This window comes from Sorangium sp. So ce117 (genome assembly GCF_051524395.1).
GTDB lineage: Bacteria > Myxococcota_A > Polyangia > Polyangiales > Polyangiaceae > Sorangium > Sorangium cellulosum_B.
The window spans coordinates 2,668,140-2,683,975 of the sequence record NZ_CP150309.1; the positions used below are offsets into that span (position 1 = coordinate 2,668,140).

Sequence of the window (15,836 nt, forward strand, 5' to 3'; positions counted from 1 at the left end):
CCGTCTGGCAGGGCTCACCTCACGACGACAGCGCAGCCATCGGCGGTGTAAATCACCGCCTCTGCCCCGGCGGCCTCGGCCTCCGGTGACGTATGTTCGATCGGCCGGCGACGAACCGCCTTCTTCTTCGAGCGCACGAACGGCCAGAAGAGCTGCTCGGCCCAGGGCTCGACCGGCGCGCCCTCGGGGAGCCCGAAGCCCTCCTGGCGCGCGTGCGGGATCATGAGCGTGCCGTGGATCCAATCGAAGCAAATGAGGGCGGCGCCATAATTCTTCGTGGCATTGCCGAAGCGGCCGACCCCGTGGTGCACATGGTGCGTGTCGGGCAGCGAGACGATGCGCTCGAGGACCCACATGGCAGGGCGCGCGAAGCGGCTCTGCTGGAGGTGCAGATCCCAGCGGAGATCGCTGTGCTCCACCAGCACGATCAGCGTCCTGAAGGCCAATCCCACGACATAGGCGCCAGGGTGGCCGAGCCAGACGACGAGCGGGGCCAGCCACGTGCCCGGCAACAGGACATACCATAGCCAGTTTTCGCGGTACGTGACCGCGATGTTCATGTTGCGCGGCACGTGGTGAGGCTTGTGGATCCACCAGAGCCAGGGCCACTCATGGCTCTTGCGGTGTACCCAGTAGATCCCGTATTCATCGAGGAGCACGTAGATCGGGAACACCAGCCATGAGCTCACGCCGGCGAGCGCGCCCTCGGAGCCGGGCCAGAGCGCCCAGAGCGCCCAGGTCACGCCGACGAAGGACGCGCCGCGGATCACGAGGTAGGCGCCGACGGACACGAGGCTCGCGCCGAGCTCCCGCATGGTGAGCACGCCTGTGCGCCGATACAGGCCGAGCGCGAGCTCGAGGGCGGCAAAGAGCGCGAGGAAGACGAGGACGAACACCGTGCCGTGGAGCATGAGGGCTCTCCTTTCGAGCGTCGTGGCCTGGCTCAGGCAACCGCAGCGGCGGCGCGAGCCACCGAGCCGCGGTCCAGGAATCTATCGTGATGCAAGTGCATCGGCGGGATCTCGCCGCGCAGCACGTCGAGCACGGCGTCGATCATCCCGGGCGGCCCGCACACGTAGGCCGCGCAATCGGCGTGGCCCGCGGCGACCTCGCGGAGGTGGTCGGTGACGTGCCCCTTCCGCCCTGTCCAGCTCGAGCCTTCGGGCTCGTGCGAGAGCACGGGCATGAAGACGAATCGACCTCGCCATCGCGCCTTGATCGAGGCGATGGCGTCGAGCGCATAGAGATCCTGCCGGGCGCGCGCGCCGACGACCAGCGTCACGTCGCGGGCGAGCCCATCCGAGAGCCCCTGCTCCAGGATCGCCTTGATCGGAGAGAGCCCTGTGCCTCCTGCCACGCAGAGGAGCGGCCGATCGGCCTCGTGATAGCGGAAGCTGCCGTGGGGCCCCGAGAAGCAGAGGCGCGCGCCCGTGCGATCGGCCCCGAAGAGCCAATCGGTGAAGGCGCCGCCCGGCACGTGGCGGATATGAAAGAGCGCCCTGCGCGGCGAGGCCCGAGCCGGCGCCTCGGCGAACGAGTAACAGCGCGGCTCGCCGAGCCCCGGGGCGCCGGGGACCGTGAGCTGCGCGTACTGCCCGGCCACGTAGCGGACGTCCGCGGCGAGGTCGACCTCGAGCGCGAGGACGCTGGCCGCGAGCCGCGTCACGCGCGCGACGCTCGCGTCGATCCGCGCCGGCGCTCGATCCGTCGAGCGCCCGCGGCCGGTCCCCGGGACCTCGATCGCCACCTCCTCCGATACGGCGAGGCTCTGGCAGGCGAGCACGAAGCCGGCAGAGATCTCCTCGGGCGCGACGTGGCGCGAGATATCGCTCTTGAGGCGGATATGCCCCTTGATGAGGCGGCACTTGCAGGTGCCGCACTCGCCCACGCGGCACATGTGTGGAAACGGGATGTTCCCGCGCACGGCTGCGCTGAGCAGTGTTTCTCCGGCCTCGATACGGACCGCGCGATCGCTGCCCAGGAGTTGGAGGGTCCCGGCTCGACCCCTCGTCCGGCCGCCGAATGAGATGGCTTTCACGATGTCATGGCTCCCTGTTGCACATGGATTCATGGAGGCGGCCCCCGAAAAGCCCAATCAGGAAATGGTATGAGGCAGATTGCCGGCGTGAATATTCCTCCGAATCCATGGCCGCCCGCCTCTTTCCGGCCGAGCCCGACCGCATGGGACGCGTCAGATGCGGCTGCAGAGCTCGATCAGGGACCGCCGGAGCCACTCGTGGGCCGGGTCGCCGTCCTGACAGGCATGCCACATCATGAACAGCGGGATCGGCTGGATGGGGAGCGGACAGCTCACCACCCGCACGGGGAAGTGCTGCTCGAACAGCCGCGCCAGGGGGAGCGGCACCGTGCAGACGAGGTTCGACTGCGAGACGATGAACGGCATCGAGAGATAGCGGGGGACCTGCACCCGCACGCGCCGCGATCGCCCAACGACGGCCTGAATTTGCTCTGCCAGGTTGGTCTGGCCCTCGCGCGGCTCGATGATCACGTGCTCGAGCGCCATGTACTCGTCGAGCGTCAGCGAGGGGCCCACGGTCGGATGATCCTGGCGCACCAGCGTGACGAACTCGAGGTCGAGCACGCGCGTTCGCCGGAACTCCTCGCCCGGGATGGCGATGTGATCCAGGACGAGCTCGATCTTGCCGAGCCGCATCTCGTTTTGCAGCGAGCTTCCGGGCTCGCGACAGAAATCGAGCCGGACGCGGGCGCCGAGCGGCTCGAGCCACTGCAGAAAACGAGGCAAGAGGAGGGCCTCTCCGATATCGCTGATCCCTAGCCTGAAGGTACGGCTCGCCGTGCAATCGAAGGCGCCGGTGTGGGCGAGTGATGCCTGGATCATGTCGAGCGCCCTGCGGATCGGGCCGGCGAGCGCGAGGGCGCGCGGCGTCGGGGCCATCTCCTTGCCGCGGCGCACGATGAGATCGTCGTTGAACAGCAGGCGCAGCCGGTTCAGCGCGCTGCTCACGGCCGGCTGGGTCATGCCGAGGCGCTCGGCCGCCCGTGTCACGTTGCGCTCGGTGAGCACGGCGTCCAGCACGGTGAGCAGGTTCAGGTCCACGGCGCGCAGGCGAGGCAGCGGCGGTGCGTTCATGTGGGGAGGGTAGCGCTGCCCCGACACCCGCCGCCGAGAGCGCGGGCGGCGAGCTCTTCCACGCGCCTGCCGTCACGAGGTGGCGGCCGGCGCCTACGGTGGCCCTGGCGCGGCCTCGATGCCGCCCTGCCCGACGCCCGGGGGCGGCGGCATCGCCGCGGCCACCAGGGCCACGCGCGCACCGCGCGAGAGCCCGAGGGTCACCCGGGTCCCCGCGGGCACGCGGAGCAGGGACCCGACCAGATACCCCAGCTTGCCGGTGACATCGTGGCCGTCCACCGAGACGATCACGTCCCCCACCTGCAGGCCCGCCGCCGCGGCCGGACCGTCGCGGCGCACCTCGACCACCTTGTGCGGCCGCATGGCCGACTCCATCGGCGACTGGGGCGGCTCGACCGTGAACCCGAGATCGCCGGGAGGCTCGTCGTGCTTCACCCGGCGCTTCGCCATGAACAACCGCCCTACGTCGGTCTCCGCGCCCGGCTGCACATCGACCGGGATCATCGCCGCGTCGAACGCCGAGCTCATCGGATCCGCGGGCATGAGCATGAGCACGAGGGGACCTCTGGGCACGCGGTCGAGGTGAAAATGACCCGCTCCGTCGGTGACCTCGTGTTGCTGCACCGGCGAGGGCGCCATTCCGCCGGCGCGCGGGTACGCGTGCACGGTCACCCCGGCCATGGGCGCGCCGTCCTCCAGGGACACCACCTGACCCCGGAGTGCGACGCGCCCGGCGAGCGTCAGCACCACCCCGCTCCGCTGCTCCCCCTGCGCGAGCGTCACCTCGCCCGTGGCCGTCCCCTCCGGGGCGTCGGCTGCGAGCTCGTACTTGCCCGCCGGCAGATCGCTCATCGTCCAGGCCCCGTCCGTGAACGCGAAGGACTCGTTCCGGAAGAACGGCGCTTCGCGGCCCGTGACGCGGATCGTGAACTGATCGGGCGGCGCGCCGCCGGGGCTGGAGACGGCGCCGGAGACGGTGCCTGTCTCCTGGATCATGAGCGTCACGGTGCCGCCGATCTCGACGTGCTCGACGGCGGCGCGGCCCCCTCCGCGGCGCTGCGCCTGGACCGTGTACGTGCCCCGGCCCAGGTTCCCGATCACGAACTCCCCGTCGGGATCGGTGAGCACCGGCGCGTAGGTCCCCATGATCTCCGGCGGTGGGGGAGGAGGGGCCGGGGCGCCCGGCTCGCCTGCGCCGTCGGGCTCCCGCTGGACATTGACGAACGCGTCCGCCACTGGCCTGCTGCTCCCGTCGACGACGCGCCCGTGGATCTCGCCGTTCTGGCGCTCCACGACCAGGCTCACGCGCGCGGCCGCCCCTGCCTCCACGGTCACCGCGACCCCGGGGTCGCCGCCGCCGGCCTGACCTGGCGCCCTCATGGGCATACCCCCCTGCATGGCCCAGATCCGGTACGCGCCCGGCGCGACCCCCTTGATCACGAATGTCCCGTCCGCGAGGGACGTTCTCGGAGCCGGAGGGCCGCCCCACCCGGGCTGCTGCGCGCTCAGCATGATGTCCGCGCCTGCAACGGGGCGGCGGTCCTCGTCGGTCACGGTGCCCTCGACGCTGCCCCCGCTGTCCATCACGAGGGTGATCTCGGGAGCGCGCTCATCGACGAGCTCGACCATCACCGGTTCGGGCGGAATGTGATCGTTCGAGTGCGCCATGACCCTGTGCTTGCCAGGGAAGAGCCCCCGGAGCACGAAGCGGCCGTCGTCATCGCTCTGCCCGACGGGGCCGGGCTGCATCGGCTGCATTCCCCCCATGTCGGTCGGGCTCGCGTGGACCATGGCGCGCACAGGCTTGTCCTCGCGGTCCACCACCCGGCCGCGGAGCGACAGCCCGGCGCGGACGGTCCACACGAGGCCCTCCACGTCCGCCTCGCCGACCTCCACGGCGGGGTAGGCCGGCTCCGACGCGTGATCCTGGCAGAGCACCATCACCTGGTACGAGCCGGGCAGCACGCCCTCGAAGCGCGCCGAACCGTCGGCCCCGAGGACCGTCGGGAGCCAGCCGCTCCCTTCGTGAAACAGGGTGACCGAGCCGCTCGCGCAGGGCCCGCCCCCGGGCGCGACCTCCACGCGGCCGGCCACGCTGCTGGCGGGGTGCATCTCGATCACCACCTCGCTCGAGGTCTGGCCGATCCCGAGCACCACGCTCGCGCGCGCCTGGCCATAGCCGCCCGCGGCGCGCGCCGTGGGCTTGTACCGCCCGGGCGCCAGGCCCGGGATGCGGAAGCGCCCCTCCGCGTCGCTCGACACCGGTTTCACCTCCCCGGGGCCCCACCTCTGCGCCATCCCGGGACGGACCGTCGCGCCGGCGATCGGCGCGCCCGACCCTGCCTCGACGACCCTCCCCTCGATCGCCGAGCCGGGCGTCATCAAGATCTCGAGCGGCGGCCCCGGCGCCATGCCGTGCTGCGACCCCTCGGCGTACCCGTCGGCGGTGGCGCGGGCCAGGCAGTATCCCTCCTCGGTCCACGCGGAGAAGGAGCCGTCTGCGTCGGAGCGGGTCACCGCGGCGCCCTGGTGCGACCCCAGGAAGCCATGAATCATGACGAGCGCCCCGGCGATGGGCCCGCCGCTGACGTCCTTGACGTGGCCCCGGACCTCGACGCCGCCGCGGACGAGCGTCAGATCGACGCCGGTGCGCGTCTCTCCCTGGCGGAGATCGAGCCAGCCGGCGCGGTCCGGGGCAGGGGAGGTGTAGCTCGCGGGGCGGTGGCCCGGCGCCGAGGCGAAGATGGTCCAGCGAGCGGGGGAGAGATCCGCGATCTGGTAGCGGCCGTCCTCGCTTGCGGGCGCGCACGTCGGCTCGCCCAGATCGAACGGCGTCAGTCCGCTCGCTCCGCCGCTCGCGCTGGCGCACACAAGCGCTCCGGCGACGGGCGAGCCGGCCGCATTGGCGACCCGCCCCGCGATGCTCCCGAGCTGCGGGGGCGGCGCGTCCCTCGCGCGGAGGCGCCGCGCTCCCCGTGCCGAAGCGGCGCTCGCCGGAGGTACGGGGCCGTCCGCCGGCGCCTCTCCGGCGCGGAGCCACAACAAGAGGCCCAGGATCCCCGCCGCCGCCAGCCCGAGCACGACAAGGGCAAGCCACCGTCTCGCTTCCGCGCTCTTCATGACCTGACAGCCCCTCCTTCGTGCATGGCCCCTGCCGCCGGGATCACTAATCCATCGCGCTCACGCGCGGCGGGGGCTCGTCCTGGGGAGCAGGATGACGGCGCGTTCCCACGGCGGGGCGCGGGGGTTTGCCCTGTCGCCTCATCGAGGGCGTATCGAGCGGCTCGACCCGTCCCCGGAACCCCCATAAGCGTCAACCAAGCTGCGTGCCGCGTTCTCCTACATCCGAACGTTTACGTGGTCGTAGTCGTAGTCGTGGTCGTGGTCGTCAACGATAGGCCGTGAACGACCACGACCACGACCACGACCACGTAAACGTTCACGTGGTGAACGATGGTGGGGAGGAGAGGGGCGGGCTCGTGCCGTGAGCGTGACCGAACGAGCTTGGTTAACGCCTATACCCCGTAACCGCCGACCCGCCCTCCTGAACGCGGTGGGGCCCACCGCGCTCCCATCACTGGCAGGCGGTCCCGTCGGCCAGCGCCGCGCACTCGTCCGGGTTCTCGAGCGCGCGGCTCACGTGGAGCAGCCGGCAAGAGACCGTGTCGCCGCCCTCGGCGCTCGCGACGGAGTAGTGGGAATCGTGGGTCGCTCCCGTCATCGTGCTGCACTCGTCCTGGCACGCCGCGCCCCAGCCATCGTACGCCTCGCCGAGGGCCTCCTTGCAGGCCGCCTCGAACAGCGTGCAGTACGACACGCAGTTGCCCGTCGTGCCCGAGCCCGGCTCCTCGACCCCGCAATGGCCGTCTCCGCCCGGCCCCGCGTGCGGGCAGTGGGTGGTCGGCGCCAGCATCGCGCTGTAAGCGTGGTACTTGCGGCAGCCCACGGTGTTCTCGACCCGGTCCTCCGTCGCGCCGGGAGGGAGCGCCGCGCAGACCGAGAGGCATTGCGCTCTCGACTCGTACACGGCCAGATCGCCCGTGCACGACGTCATGACCACCTGGCAGAAGTCCTCGCAGCTCGGCGCCGTCCCTTCCGGATCGCCGCAGGGCTGCACCGGCGTCAGGCTCGCGTGCGGGCAGTGCTCGTCGGGGTCCACCGTCGCGGAGCTCACGTGCACGAGGCGGCACTGCAGCGTGTCGCCGTCGTGGTTCTCGATGACGTCGAACTTATCCACGTCCTTGAGCCCCGCGCACATGGCGACGCACTCCTCCTCGGTGGCGACCTCGAGCGTGCACGCCGCGGCCCGCAGCGCGCAGTAGCTCTCGCAGTTGCTCCCGCACTCGCCGTCGCCGCCCGGGCCCGCCGCCGGACAGTGCACCCCGACCTCGCCGGTGGCGCCCGCCAGCTCCGCCTGGCGGGCGCGGCACGCGACCGTGTTGTCCACGGGCTCCAGGGGATCGCCCGCCGGGAGCAGCGCGCACACGCCCTGGCAGGTCGCCAGCGTGGCATAGACCTGGTGCTCTCCCGTGCAGTTCGCCATCACGTCGGCGCAGTACGACGCGCATTGCTCGCTCACGGGCGCCTGCCCGCCCCCCGACTCCGTGCTGCCCGGGTCGAAGGTGCGGTCCTCGATGCCGGCGATGGCCTGGCAGCCGAGCCACGCGAGGCTCGAGAGCGGGGCGAGCAGGGCGAGCGACAGGAGCCCTGTCATGCGTCTCATCAGAACGTACCTCCCACGCGCAACCCGACGTTGCGCGCGTCCACGAACGCCCCCATCTGGACGGGCGGGGCCTGCCTCGGCGCGACGACGAACACGAGGACGGCGCCGCCGATCGCCGCCGCCGCCCCGAGCCCGAACGCGACGTTCGACACGGTGGCGGCGCTCTTGGCCTCCTCGGTCAGCGTGACGCCGCGCTCGTCCTCGCACGTGCTGCCGCCCTTGCAGTAGGCCTCCGCGTCGCTGTTCTTCGAGATGGCCTTCACGCCGAAGAACGTCCCGACGCCGAGCCCCACGACGCCCGCGCCGCCCACGACGAAGCCAATCAAGCGCGCCGTGTTGCCCCCGGACGCCGCGGGCGCCGGCGCCGGCGCAGGGGCGCCGCGCGCCGGCGCAGGGCCCGCCGCCTCGGGAGGCGGCGCGTCGCGGGGCGCAGGCGGCGGCCCCTCGAGCCGCTTGAGCGCCGGGACATCGACGCTCGCAGGGCCCTTCTTGTCGCCCCCGAGCTTCACTGTCGCCGTCCAGGTCTCGTGGCCCGGGGCGCTCGCCTCGATCGCGATCTCGCCCGGATCCACGGGGATCGCGACGCCGAAGACCGCAGGATCGAGCGCCTTTCCGGCGGAGCGCACCTTGAAGCCCTCGATCGCGAGGTTCTCCGCGGCGACGCCGATGCTCAGCTTCGACAGGCCCGGCTCCAGCCGGGCCGCCCTCGCCTGCGCCTTGCGGGCGCGGTCGGCTTGCCCCGCGGCCTGCGACTCCGACATGGCCTGCCGGAACGTGGCCCAGGCGCTCGCCGTGCGGCCGGTGTTCTCGTAGCACTCGGCCAGGTAGAGGAGCGTGCCGATGCCCGGATCGATGCGCTGGCTCTGCTCCAGCCTCGGGCACGCCTCCGCGCTGCGCCCCTGCTTCATCAGGTCGAGCGCCGCGTCGAAGAGCGCCTCCGCCGTCGCCTTGTCGGCGGCGCTCGGCTCCGCCCGCGCGGGGAGCCCCCCGGAGATCAACGCCGCGCACAGACCCAGGCCGACGCAGTGTGCGATGCTTCGCTGACGACGTTTCGTACGCCTCATACGTCCCGTGTTCTCCTCCAAGCTGGCCACGACGAGCCTCGGGGCCGTCGCCGGATCGACGCGAGCGCCACGCTCAGCGCCGCCCGCCGAAGTCGCTGATCGAATTGCCCCGCGTAGGCTCCGGGCGCGCCCCCGCGTCGGGCTGCGCGCGCTCGACGGGCCGGCCCGTGGCGGTCGCCCGAGGCGCGCCCGGCTGCGCGGCGAGCGGCGCCGCCGGGCCGGAGGACGCCGCCGGCGGCGCCGCGGGCGCGCTGGAGGTGGCCGCCGGCGCGGTCGGGGCCGGCGAACCGCCGGCCACCTCGGGCGCGGCGCCGGTGGCGCCGGGAGCCTCGCGCGCGTCGCCCTTCGCCGTGGCTTCGGAGGTGGGCGCCGCCGCGGCCTCGGCGGTGGGCGCCGCCGTGGCCTCGGCGGTGGGCGCAACCGCGGCTGCGGGGGGCTGTGCCTGGTCGGTGGAGAGCCCGGAGCGCAGGAAGAACAGGGCGCCGAGCGAGGCCCCTGCCAGCAAGGCGCCGGCGGCGATGGCCAGGATGACGCGCGCCCCCTTGTGGACCGTTCGCACCGGATGGCCCGAGTTGCTCCACGAGTTGACCGTGGGCCCCGTCTCCGCGTTGGGCACGGTCGGCGAGGCCGGCACGAAGGACGGCATGCCCGGCGCGAAGGACGGCGTGCCCGGCACGAAGGACGGCGAAGACGGCGTTCCCGGCGCGAAGGACGGCGTGCCCGACGCGAAGGACGGTGAAGACGGCGTGCCCGACGCGAAGGGCGGGCCCCCGTGCGGTATGGACGGGCGCGATCCGGTGCCCTGAGCGCCCCCGCTCGGCACGCCGGTGTGGAGGAGGGACGGCCGCGCGATGTCCGAGGAGCTGCCGAGCATGCGGCGCGCCCGGTCGACGTGCATGTGGCCCGTGGCGGGGCCGAACGGGAGCAGCGCGGCCGCCAGATCGCCGACGTTCGTCCACCGCTGCTCGCGCTCCTTGGCGAGGCAGTGCATCACCACGGCGTCCAGCTCGCGCGGGACGTCGGGGCGCAGCTGGGCGACCGGGGCCGCGTTCTCGTAGAGCAGCGTGTGGAAGAGCTGAGCGACGGACTCGCCGTCGTACGGAGTCCGCCCGGTCAGCATCTCGTACAGGATGACGCCGAGAGACCAGATATCCGCGCGCGTATCCACGTCCCGCGCGGAGCGCACCTGCTCGGGAGACATGTAGAGCGGCGACCCGAGGAGCGACGCTGTCTGGGTCAGCGCGACCTGGTCGCGCGATATGCCGAGCAGCGACTTCGAGATACCGAAATCGAGGACCTTGATGACCCGATCGCCGTCGGGCCGGAGCGAGAGGAACAGGTTGGCCGGCTTGAGATCGCGGTGCACGATCCCCGTGGCGTGCGCCTCGGCCATCGCGTCGAGGGCCTGGAGCATGTACCCGACGGCCTCCATCACGGGCAGCGGACCGCGCGCCCGGATCTCGTGGGCGAGGTCGTTCCCCTCCAGGAACTCCATCACCATGTAGGGCATCCCGCCCTCCAGCGAGCCGACATCCAGGACGCGCGCGACGTGCTCGCTCTTGATCCTGGCCAGCGCGCGCGCCTCGCGCCGGAACCGCTCGGCCGGGTCGCCGCCGTCCGCCCGCAGCGAGTGCAGGAACTTCATCGCGACGCGCTGCTCCAGCTCCAGGTGCCACGCAGCGACGATCGTACCCATCGCACCGGCACCAACGATCTGCTCCACGCGGTACTTGCCCGCGAGGACGTCGCCCACAGCAACGGGAGCCATCGCCATGGGCCCTAGGCTAGCCGAGATCCACGAGATCACATACTTCGGCGCGCCGCGATCTGCGCGCAGGGCGGAAATCCCTCGTCGACGCTTCCCCTGCGGCGGAACCGTGCGTCTGGGCGCGTGGTGGGCAGGCATGACACCCGCGCCGGCGAGATCTCACCGGCGTTCCAGCGCGACGCCCTCGACGCAGCGCCAGCGTTCGGTCGGCCCCTCCACGGCCCACAGCTCGAGCCGGTCGGCCCACCACACCTCGTGCGCGAGCGCAAGCACCCGAGGATCCGCGGCGAGCTCCTTTCGGCGCGCGGCCGGCAGCTCGCCGTACGCGAGGCTCACGTGCGGGCGAAAGGGGGCCTCGTTCGCGGTCGCGCCGAGCGCCGCCTCGGCCGCGCGGCGCAGCGCCGCGAGCGGCTCGGACGGCGTCACGTCGAGGAACACGCACTGGTGGCGGGTGCCGCCGGTGGCGGGGCCCCGCGCCTCGAGCGCGACGGGGCGGAGCGCGCCGCCGTCGCCGCGCAGCCTGCCGAGCTTCGCGGCCAGCGCGCCAGCGTCGCCGCGCAGCCCGCCGAGCAGGGTGAGGTGAGGCGCGAACGCCGGGCCCCCCGTCTCCCGGGCGAGCGCCTCGATGAGCTCCTCGAGCCGCGCGGCCGGCGCTCCGCCGGGAATGAGCCACAGGGCGAACGCTGTCTCTTGCGCCATGCTCAGCCGAGCGCCGCGCGCAGGCTCCGGTAGAACGCGTCCGCGGCCCCGCCCTCGGGGATGCCCGCCGACCCGCCATCGTTCAGCTCCACCAGCATCCAGCCGCCCCCTTCCTTCTCGGCGACGTCGGCCGCGTAGAAACGACTGCGCACGCGGCCGAGAACGGGCGCGAGGACGTCGGCGCTCGGCGGCTCACCCGGATAGGCACCGTCGGCCCAGTACGGCGCCGAGTAGAACGGCCGGCCGTCGAGCACGAAGAAGCGATGCTCGTTCACCAGCGGAAGCCTGCTCTTCGGGTGCAGCCCGATGCGTCGCAGCTCGACGAACTCCCGGAAGACGAGCCCGCCGACGACGTGGTCGTCCTGGAGGCGGAGGAAGTTGCCCACGACGCGCCGCACGTTGGCCTCGTCGTCCGCCGCTGGGATGAAGCACGCGTCGAACCACTCGTGCTTGCGGGACTTCACATAGTCCTTGAGGATCACGGCGCCCGATCCGAACGCCTCTCGCACGTGAACGACGACGGCTTCGAGGTCGAACGTGGAGCCCGGGATCCAGATCGACCGCGCTGTGTGCTCGGCGCCGCCGATCGCCTCGTACCACTCGGGCAGGTGGTAGCAGTGCTGGTACGCCGCCGGCTCCGTGATCAAGCGCCGGCCACGCGCGGCGACGACCTCGCTCATGCATCGATAAGCATCGAGGTCCAGGATCCAGCCGCGGTAGATCACCTCGCCCGGGCCTTCCGGCACCCGGCGGAGCTTCACGTCGCCGCCGAGGAGCACCTCGAGGTCGATGAGGCCGACGTCGAAGCCGGCGCTGGCGGCATACCCGGCTTCCTCCTCGAAGGCGCTGTCCGGCGCGGTCGGGTGCAGCGGGCTGCTCGGGAACAGGACGAGCGGGGCGGGGAGCATCTCGCAGACTCTATCCGACGGCGCGATGGTCGTCACGAGGGTGTAGATCGGGCGATGACCGAGCGATTTTCAGCTCGGAGGTGGCTCCGTCGGCTTGTCGGGCGGGAGAGAGAGCAAGAGAGAGTGCACAGGGAGACGGGGAGGAGAACTATCGAGAGACCAAGGTGGAGAGGCGAGTGGTGGGGACCATCGTTCGCGTCTGCTTGCTCGGGGTCGATTGCTATCAGATCGCTCGTCCGTGGCCGTCGAGCTCAGCGCTGGGCTGCTCCCTCGACATCGATCCACGTTCCGCATATGGTGCAGAGCTTCGCCGACGCGTCGAGCAGGAACTCACAGTTCGAGCAGTACCTCTTTCCGCCGGGAGGCGGCGGCATCGGCCGGCGGGGGGGCGGCGGATTCCAGTTTGACACCATGGGCTCCGGCGGTAGCCAGGACGGTGGAGGTTCCTCCCAGCCGTTCAGCGCGATGGGCACGCCTGCCCTGTCGCCCGGCACGCAACGCAGCGCCGGCCCGCCGAGCTGGTCGCGGCGCAACCAGAAATCGCCGTTGATCATCCGGGATTGCAGCTCCGTGCCGTGCGCGCTCGAGGGCAAGAGCGGCCGGTTCGCCCCCGCATCATCGCGGTAAAGGACCGGCTGGCCCTCGGGCTTCAGGGCCGAGCCAAAGGCGATGTGGTGATCGACCTCGACCGTCGCCCGGAGATCGGGCGGGTTGCCGTCGTGGGCGTCGAGCGCGGGCGCGAACAGCCACTCCGGGTACCTGGGCTCGTACCACCACAGGAGCGGCTCGGGCTGGAGGTTGCCGTTCCAGCAACAGACCGCCACCGGCCAGCCGGGGTAATAGGCCTCGAACGCCTGAAGCATGCGGTCGTTGAGTGCAGGCCGCTTGGGCTTCGGGACCTGCCTGAGGACGGAGAGCACGGCGCGCGGCGACTCCGCGAGCACCACCGCATAGCTGCCCACGTCGAAAACCACCGCCCGAGCGGCCTCGAGCGTGCCGCCCAGCAGCGTGCCGTAGCTTCGCGGGATCGGCTGGCGCGTCGCCTCGCGGATGTCCTCGAGGAAGGTGCGGAACGGGCGCGTGTCGACAGCGTTCTGCGGGCCGAGCCGCGTGGCTGGAATCGGCAGGATCATGGCGTTCGGGCCAGAGGTCGACGCCGTGTTCTGGTAGGCGAGGACGTGGACGTAAAGGCCGTTCCACTGCGCATCGCCGGCATAGAGGAGGGTGCTGGAGAGCGTGGCGGGGGAGAAGGTGCAGCACATGGTCGCTGCAGGATACACGAACAGGAGCCGTTCACCCCATGGCCCCGGCGCGGTGCCCGGTCACCTGCCCGCGCGCGGGTCCAGCCGGCGCCCCTGCGCTGGCGGCACGCCGGGAGTGAACTGTCAGGCCGCGGCGAGCGCGCTGACCATGACGTAATACCCATCAGGATCACGGAGCGCGAACTCGCTGGTGCCGGTACTGGGGTTCAAACGGGGTTCCTCTTCCAGTCCGGCGACGAGGGCGCGTGCCCGAAGCAGCGTCTCATTGAAGTCGTCCACACGAAAGAACAAGAGTAGCCCATTGCCAGGCTGAGCGTGATCGGGGCTGATCAGTGGTGGATGCTCGTGGGCTCCCCACTGGTGAAGGCAAAGCAGGACCGTTCCATCGGAGTCCAGTATTTGCCCGAAATCATCATGGGCGGGCTTCGTTTCCGGTTGACCAAACAGCGACTGATACCACTTGAAGCTACGAGCAACATCAGCAACACCGATGATTGTCCACGTGCGTTTCATCGCTTCCTCCGGCAGGTCGGGCGGCGTCAGCGTGCACCTGGGAGTGCACCCGCGAGCTGTCGCGTGAGCTCCACCGCTGGCACTTCCTTGCACCCGCTGGCGTTTTGCCCCGCCCAGAGCGGCGAGAAGTCGCCGCTGCCCTGGCTTTCGGCCTTGGCGCGCAGGGGGGCGATGGCCGACGTCGCCAAGGGAAAAGCTGGCACGGCGCCGCTCATCGGCCCAAGCTCCCTCATCAGGCGGTTCACGATGCCCCGAGCGGGTCGCCCGGTGAACAGGTTGGTGAGCGCCGTGGTGCTGGCTGCGCCGCTCGCGAGGGCCGCGCGATGCACCAGGCTCGTGGTGGCCTCCGGGCACAAGAGGTAGGCCGTCCCGATCTGCACGCCGGCCGCACCGAGCGCGATGGCGGCTGCGACACCCCTCGCATCCGCGATGCCGCCCGCGGCGATGACGGGGATCTTCACGGCGTCCACGATCTGCGGCACCAGCGCGAAGGTGCCGAGCTGGACGCTGAGATCGTCGGACAGGAAGCTGCCGCGATGACCGCCCGCCTCGATGCCCTGGGCGATGACCGCGTCGACGCCGCGCGCCTCCAGCCAGCGCGCCTCGTCGACCGTCGTCGCAGAGGACAGGATCTTCGGGCTCCAGCGGCGCACCCGCGAGAGCAAGGCCTCCGAGGGCAGGCCGAAGTGAAAGCTCACCACAGCAGGCCTGAGCTCGTCGAGCACATCAGCGGCCTCATCGCTGAAGGGCAACCGGCCGGGGCCGGTCGGGATAGCGCTTGCGTCGACGCCGAGCTCGGCGAAGTACGGCAAGAGCAGGGCACGCCAGATCGCTTCTCGCTCGGCGTCGGGCTCGGGCCGCGTGTGACAGAAGAAGTTCACGTTGAACGGCTTCGTGGTCTGCGCTCGGATGGCTGCCAGCTCCTTGCGCAGGGCGTCCGGGCCCAGCACGGCGCCGGGCAGCGAGCCGAGCCCACCAGCGCTGGAGACGGCGACCGCGAGCGCGCTGCCCTGCACTCCGGCCATGGGGGCCTGGATGATTGGAAGATCGATCCCAAGGAGCTCCTGCAGCGTCGTCATGAGAATCTCCAGACCCACTGCCGAGGCAGCGTCCAGCTTTTGTCCTCTTTTCGCCCAACAGAGAGCGTTCGGCCGTGGGACCTGAGCGTAAGCGAAGGGCCCATCGGTGGCAACGCCGAGCTGGACGGCACGTGCTCACCTGCGCGATGCGCTACTCGTTCCTCTGGGGGCACCCGCGTCTGGCCAGCCGAACCCAAGTTGATAAACGCCCGCCGGCAGCTCGATCGTGCGCTCTTCCTCGATTTTCGTCAATTCCGTGCTGTCTTGCGAAAGTGACGGCGTGATACCAGCAGCAGCGCACCCTGGCGCCTTGAGCCATACCAACGCTCGTTCGCGAAGTCGGAGCGCGTGGGAGCCGGGGCTGCTCGCGACAGCGGTGATGTGCAGGCTGACAACGTCTTGCGCAGCAGCGCTTGGCGAGCTTGGCTGTCTCGATGCAGATAAGCTGCTATTTGATATCTCTTGGGCGGGGGCCGGCGATCGCGCTGCAGAGCCGTGGGGCAGCGGCGACGGACCATTTCGGGCACAGCCGGCGTGCAACAGGAGTGTCACGAGTAGCGGTGCTTGTGTCGTCTTCTTGCGCAGGTTGGTTAGTTTGTCTAACTATCGGTTGATTGGTCGTCCGAAGCCGCAGGACGAGGTCTGTCCAGTGGACCGTTCGGTAAGTCGTTCAACATGGTCGTGGAGCAGAGCCGTCCGATCGCGGCT

Annotated in this window: 12 protein-coding genes; all 12 read right to left on the reverse strand. The window is 71.1% G+C overall.

All coding sequences use genetic code 11. The features are described 5' to 3' along the window. Positions 1 to 14: 14 nt before the first annotated feature. The 12 genes from WMF46_RS10075 to WMF46_RS10130 all read right to left on the reverse strand — a co-directional run bounded on the left by WMF46_RS10075 (position 15) and on the right by WMF46_RS10130 (position 15,128). Positions 15 to 911 (reverse strand): sterol desaturase family protein, encoded by an 897-nt coding sequence (locus WMF46_RS10075; RefSeq protein WP_437985411.1) that lies wholly within the window; start codon positions 909 to 911, stop codon positions 15 to 17. A 32-nt stretch (positions 912 to 943) separates the two neighbouring features. Further along, entirely contained in the window at positions 944 to 2,038 is a 1,095-nt protein-coding gene (locus WMF46_RS10080; protein WP_437985412.1) for a 2Fe-2S iron-sulfur cluster-binding protein, read from the reverse strand. Between the two features lie 153 nt (positions 2,039 to 2,191). Continuing rightward, on the reverse strand, positions 2,192 to 3,112 hold the full coding sequence (locus WMF46_RS10085; protein WP_437985413.1) for a LysR family transcriptional regulator: 921 nt from the start codon (positions 3,110 to 3,112) through the stop codon (positions 2,192 to 2,194). 93 nt (positions 3,113 to 3,205) lie between these two features. Then, the gene (locus tag WMF46_RS10090; protein ID WP_437985414.1) at positions 3,206 to 6,232 is read right to left on the reverse strand and encodes a carboxypeptidase regulatory-like domain-containing protein; all 3,027 of its coding nucleotides are present in this window, start codon (positions 6,230 to 6,232) and stop codon (positions 3,206 to 3,208) included. 454 nt (positions 6,233 to 6,686) lie between these two features. After that, on the reverse strand, positions 6,687 to 7,835 hold the full coding sequence (locus tag WMF46_RS10095; RefSeq protein ID WP_437985415.1) for a hypothetical protein: 1,149 nt from the start codon (positions 7,833 to 7,835) through the stop codon (positions 6,687 to 6,689). Beyond that, on the reverse strand, positions 7,835 to 8,899 hold the full coding sequence (locus WMF46_RS10100; RefSeq protein WP_437985416.1) for a hypothetical protein: 1,065 nt from the start codon (positions 8,897 to 8,899) through the stop codon (positions 7,835 to 7,837). The genes WMF46_RS10095 and WMF46_RS10100 overlap by 1 nt, the downstream gene beginning before the upstream one ends. 73 nt (positions 8,900 to 8,972) lie before the next feature. Next, positions 8,973 to 10,667, reverse strand: a complete 1,695-nt coding sequence (locus WMF46_RS10105; RefSeq protein ID WP_437985417.1) for a protein kinase domain-containing protein — start codon at positions 10,665 to 10,667, stop codon at positions 8,973 to 8,975. Between the two features lie 159 nt (positions 10,668 to 10,826). Beyond that, on the reverse strand, positions 10,827 to 11,366 hold the full coding sequence (locus WMF46_RS10110; RefSeq protein WP_437985418.1) for a 2'-5' RNA ligase family protein: 540 nt from the start codon (positions 11,364 to 11,366) through the stop codon (positions 10,827 to 10,829). Positions 11,367 to 11,368: 2 nt separating this feature from the next. Then, the gene (locus WMF46_RS10115) at positions 11,369 to 12,274 is read right to left on the reverse strand and encodes an ATP-grasp domain-containing protein (RefSeq protein WP_437985419.1); all 906 of its coding nucleotides are present in this window, start codon (positions 12,272 to 12,274) and stop codon (positions 11,369 to 11,371) included. Between the two features lie 251 nt (positions 12,275 to 12,525). Further along, positions 12,526 to 13,536, reverse strand: coding sequence for a hypothetical protein (locus tag WMF46_RS10120; RefSeq protein ID WP_437985420.1), 1,011 nt, complete (start codon positions 13,534 to 13,536; stop codon positions 12,526 to 12,528). A 123-nt stretch (positions 13,537 to 13,659) separates the two neighbouring features. Continuing rightward, entirely contained in the window at positions 13,660 to 14,049 is a 390-nt protein-coding gene (locus WMF46_RS10125) for a VOC family protein (RefSeq protein ID WP_437985421.1), read from the reverse strand. Between the two features lie 26 nt (positions 14,050 to 14,075). Continuing rightward, positions 14,076 to 15,128 (reverse strand): NAD(P)H-dependent flavin oxidoreductase, encoded by a 1,053-nt coding sequence (locus WMF46_RS10130; RefSeq protein WP_437985422.1) that lies wholly within the window; start codon positions 15,126 to 15,128, stop codon positions 14,076 to 14,078. Positions 15,129 to 15,836: the final 708 nt, after the last annotated feature.

Excerpts from the sequence above, each read along its gene's own strand:
- WMF46_RS10075 (WP_437985411.1), bottom strand. The coding sequence starts at position 911 with ATGCTCCACGGCACGGTGTTCGTCCTCGTCTTCCTCGCGCTCTTTGCC.
- WMF46_RS10085 (WP_437985413.1), bottom strand. The coding sequence starts at position 3,112 with ATGAACGCACCGCCGCTGCCTCGCCTGCGCGCCGTGGACCTGAACCTG.
- WMF46_RS10090 (WP_437985414.1), bottom strand. The coding sequence starts at position 6,232 with ATGAAGAGCGCGGAAGCGAGACGGTGGCTTGCCCTTGTCGTGCTCGGG.
- WMF46_RS10095 (WP_437985415.1), bottom strand. The coding sequence starts at position 7,835 with ATGAGACGCATGACAGGGCTCCTGTCGCTCGCCCTGCTCGCCCCGCTC.
- WMF46_RS10100 (WP_437985416.1), bottom strand. The coding sequence starts at position 8,899 with ATGAGGCGTACGAAACGTCGTCAGCGAAGCATCGCACACTGCGTCGGC.
- WMF46_RS10105 (WP_437985417.1), bottom strand. The coding sequence starts at position 10,667 with ATGGCTCCCGTTGCTGTGGGCGACGTCCTCGCGGGCAAGTACCGCGTG.
- WMF46_RS10110 (WP_437985418.1), bottom strand. The coding sequence starts at position 11,366 with ATGGCGCAAGAGACAGCGTTCGCCCTGTGGCTCATTCCCGGCGGAGCG.
- WMF46_RS10115 (WP_437985419.1), bottom strand. The coding sequence starts at position 12,274 with ATGCTCCCCGCCCCGCTCGTCCTGTTCCCGAGCAGCCCGCTGCACCCG.
- WMF46_RS10120 (WP_437985420.1), bottom strand. The coding sequence starts at position 13,536 with ATGTGCTGCACCTTCTCCCCCGCCACGCTCTCCAGCACCCTCCTCTAT.
- WMF46_RS10125 (WP_437985421.1), bottom strand. The coding sequence starts at position 14,049 with ATGAAACGCACGTGGACAATCATCGGTGTTGCTGATGTTGCTCGTAGC.
- WMF46_RS10130 (WP_437985422.1), bottom strand. The coding sequence starts at position 15,128 with ATGACGACGCTGCAGGAGCTCCTTGGGATCGATCTTCCAATCATCCAG.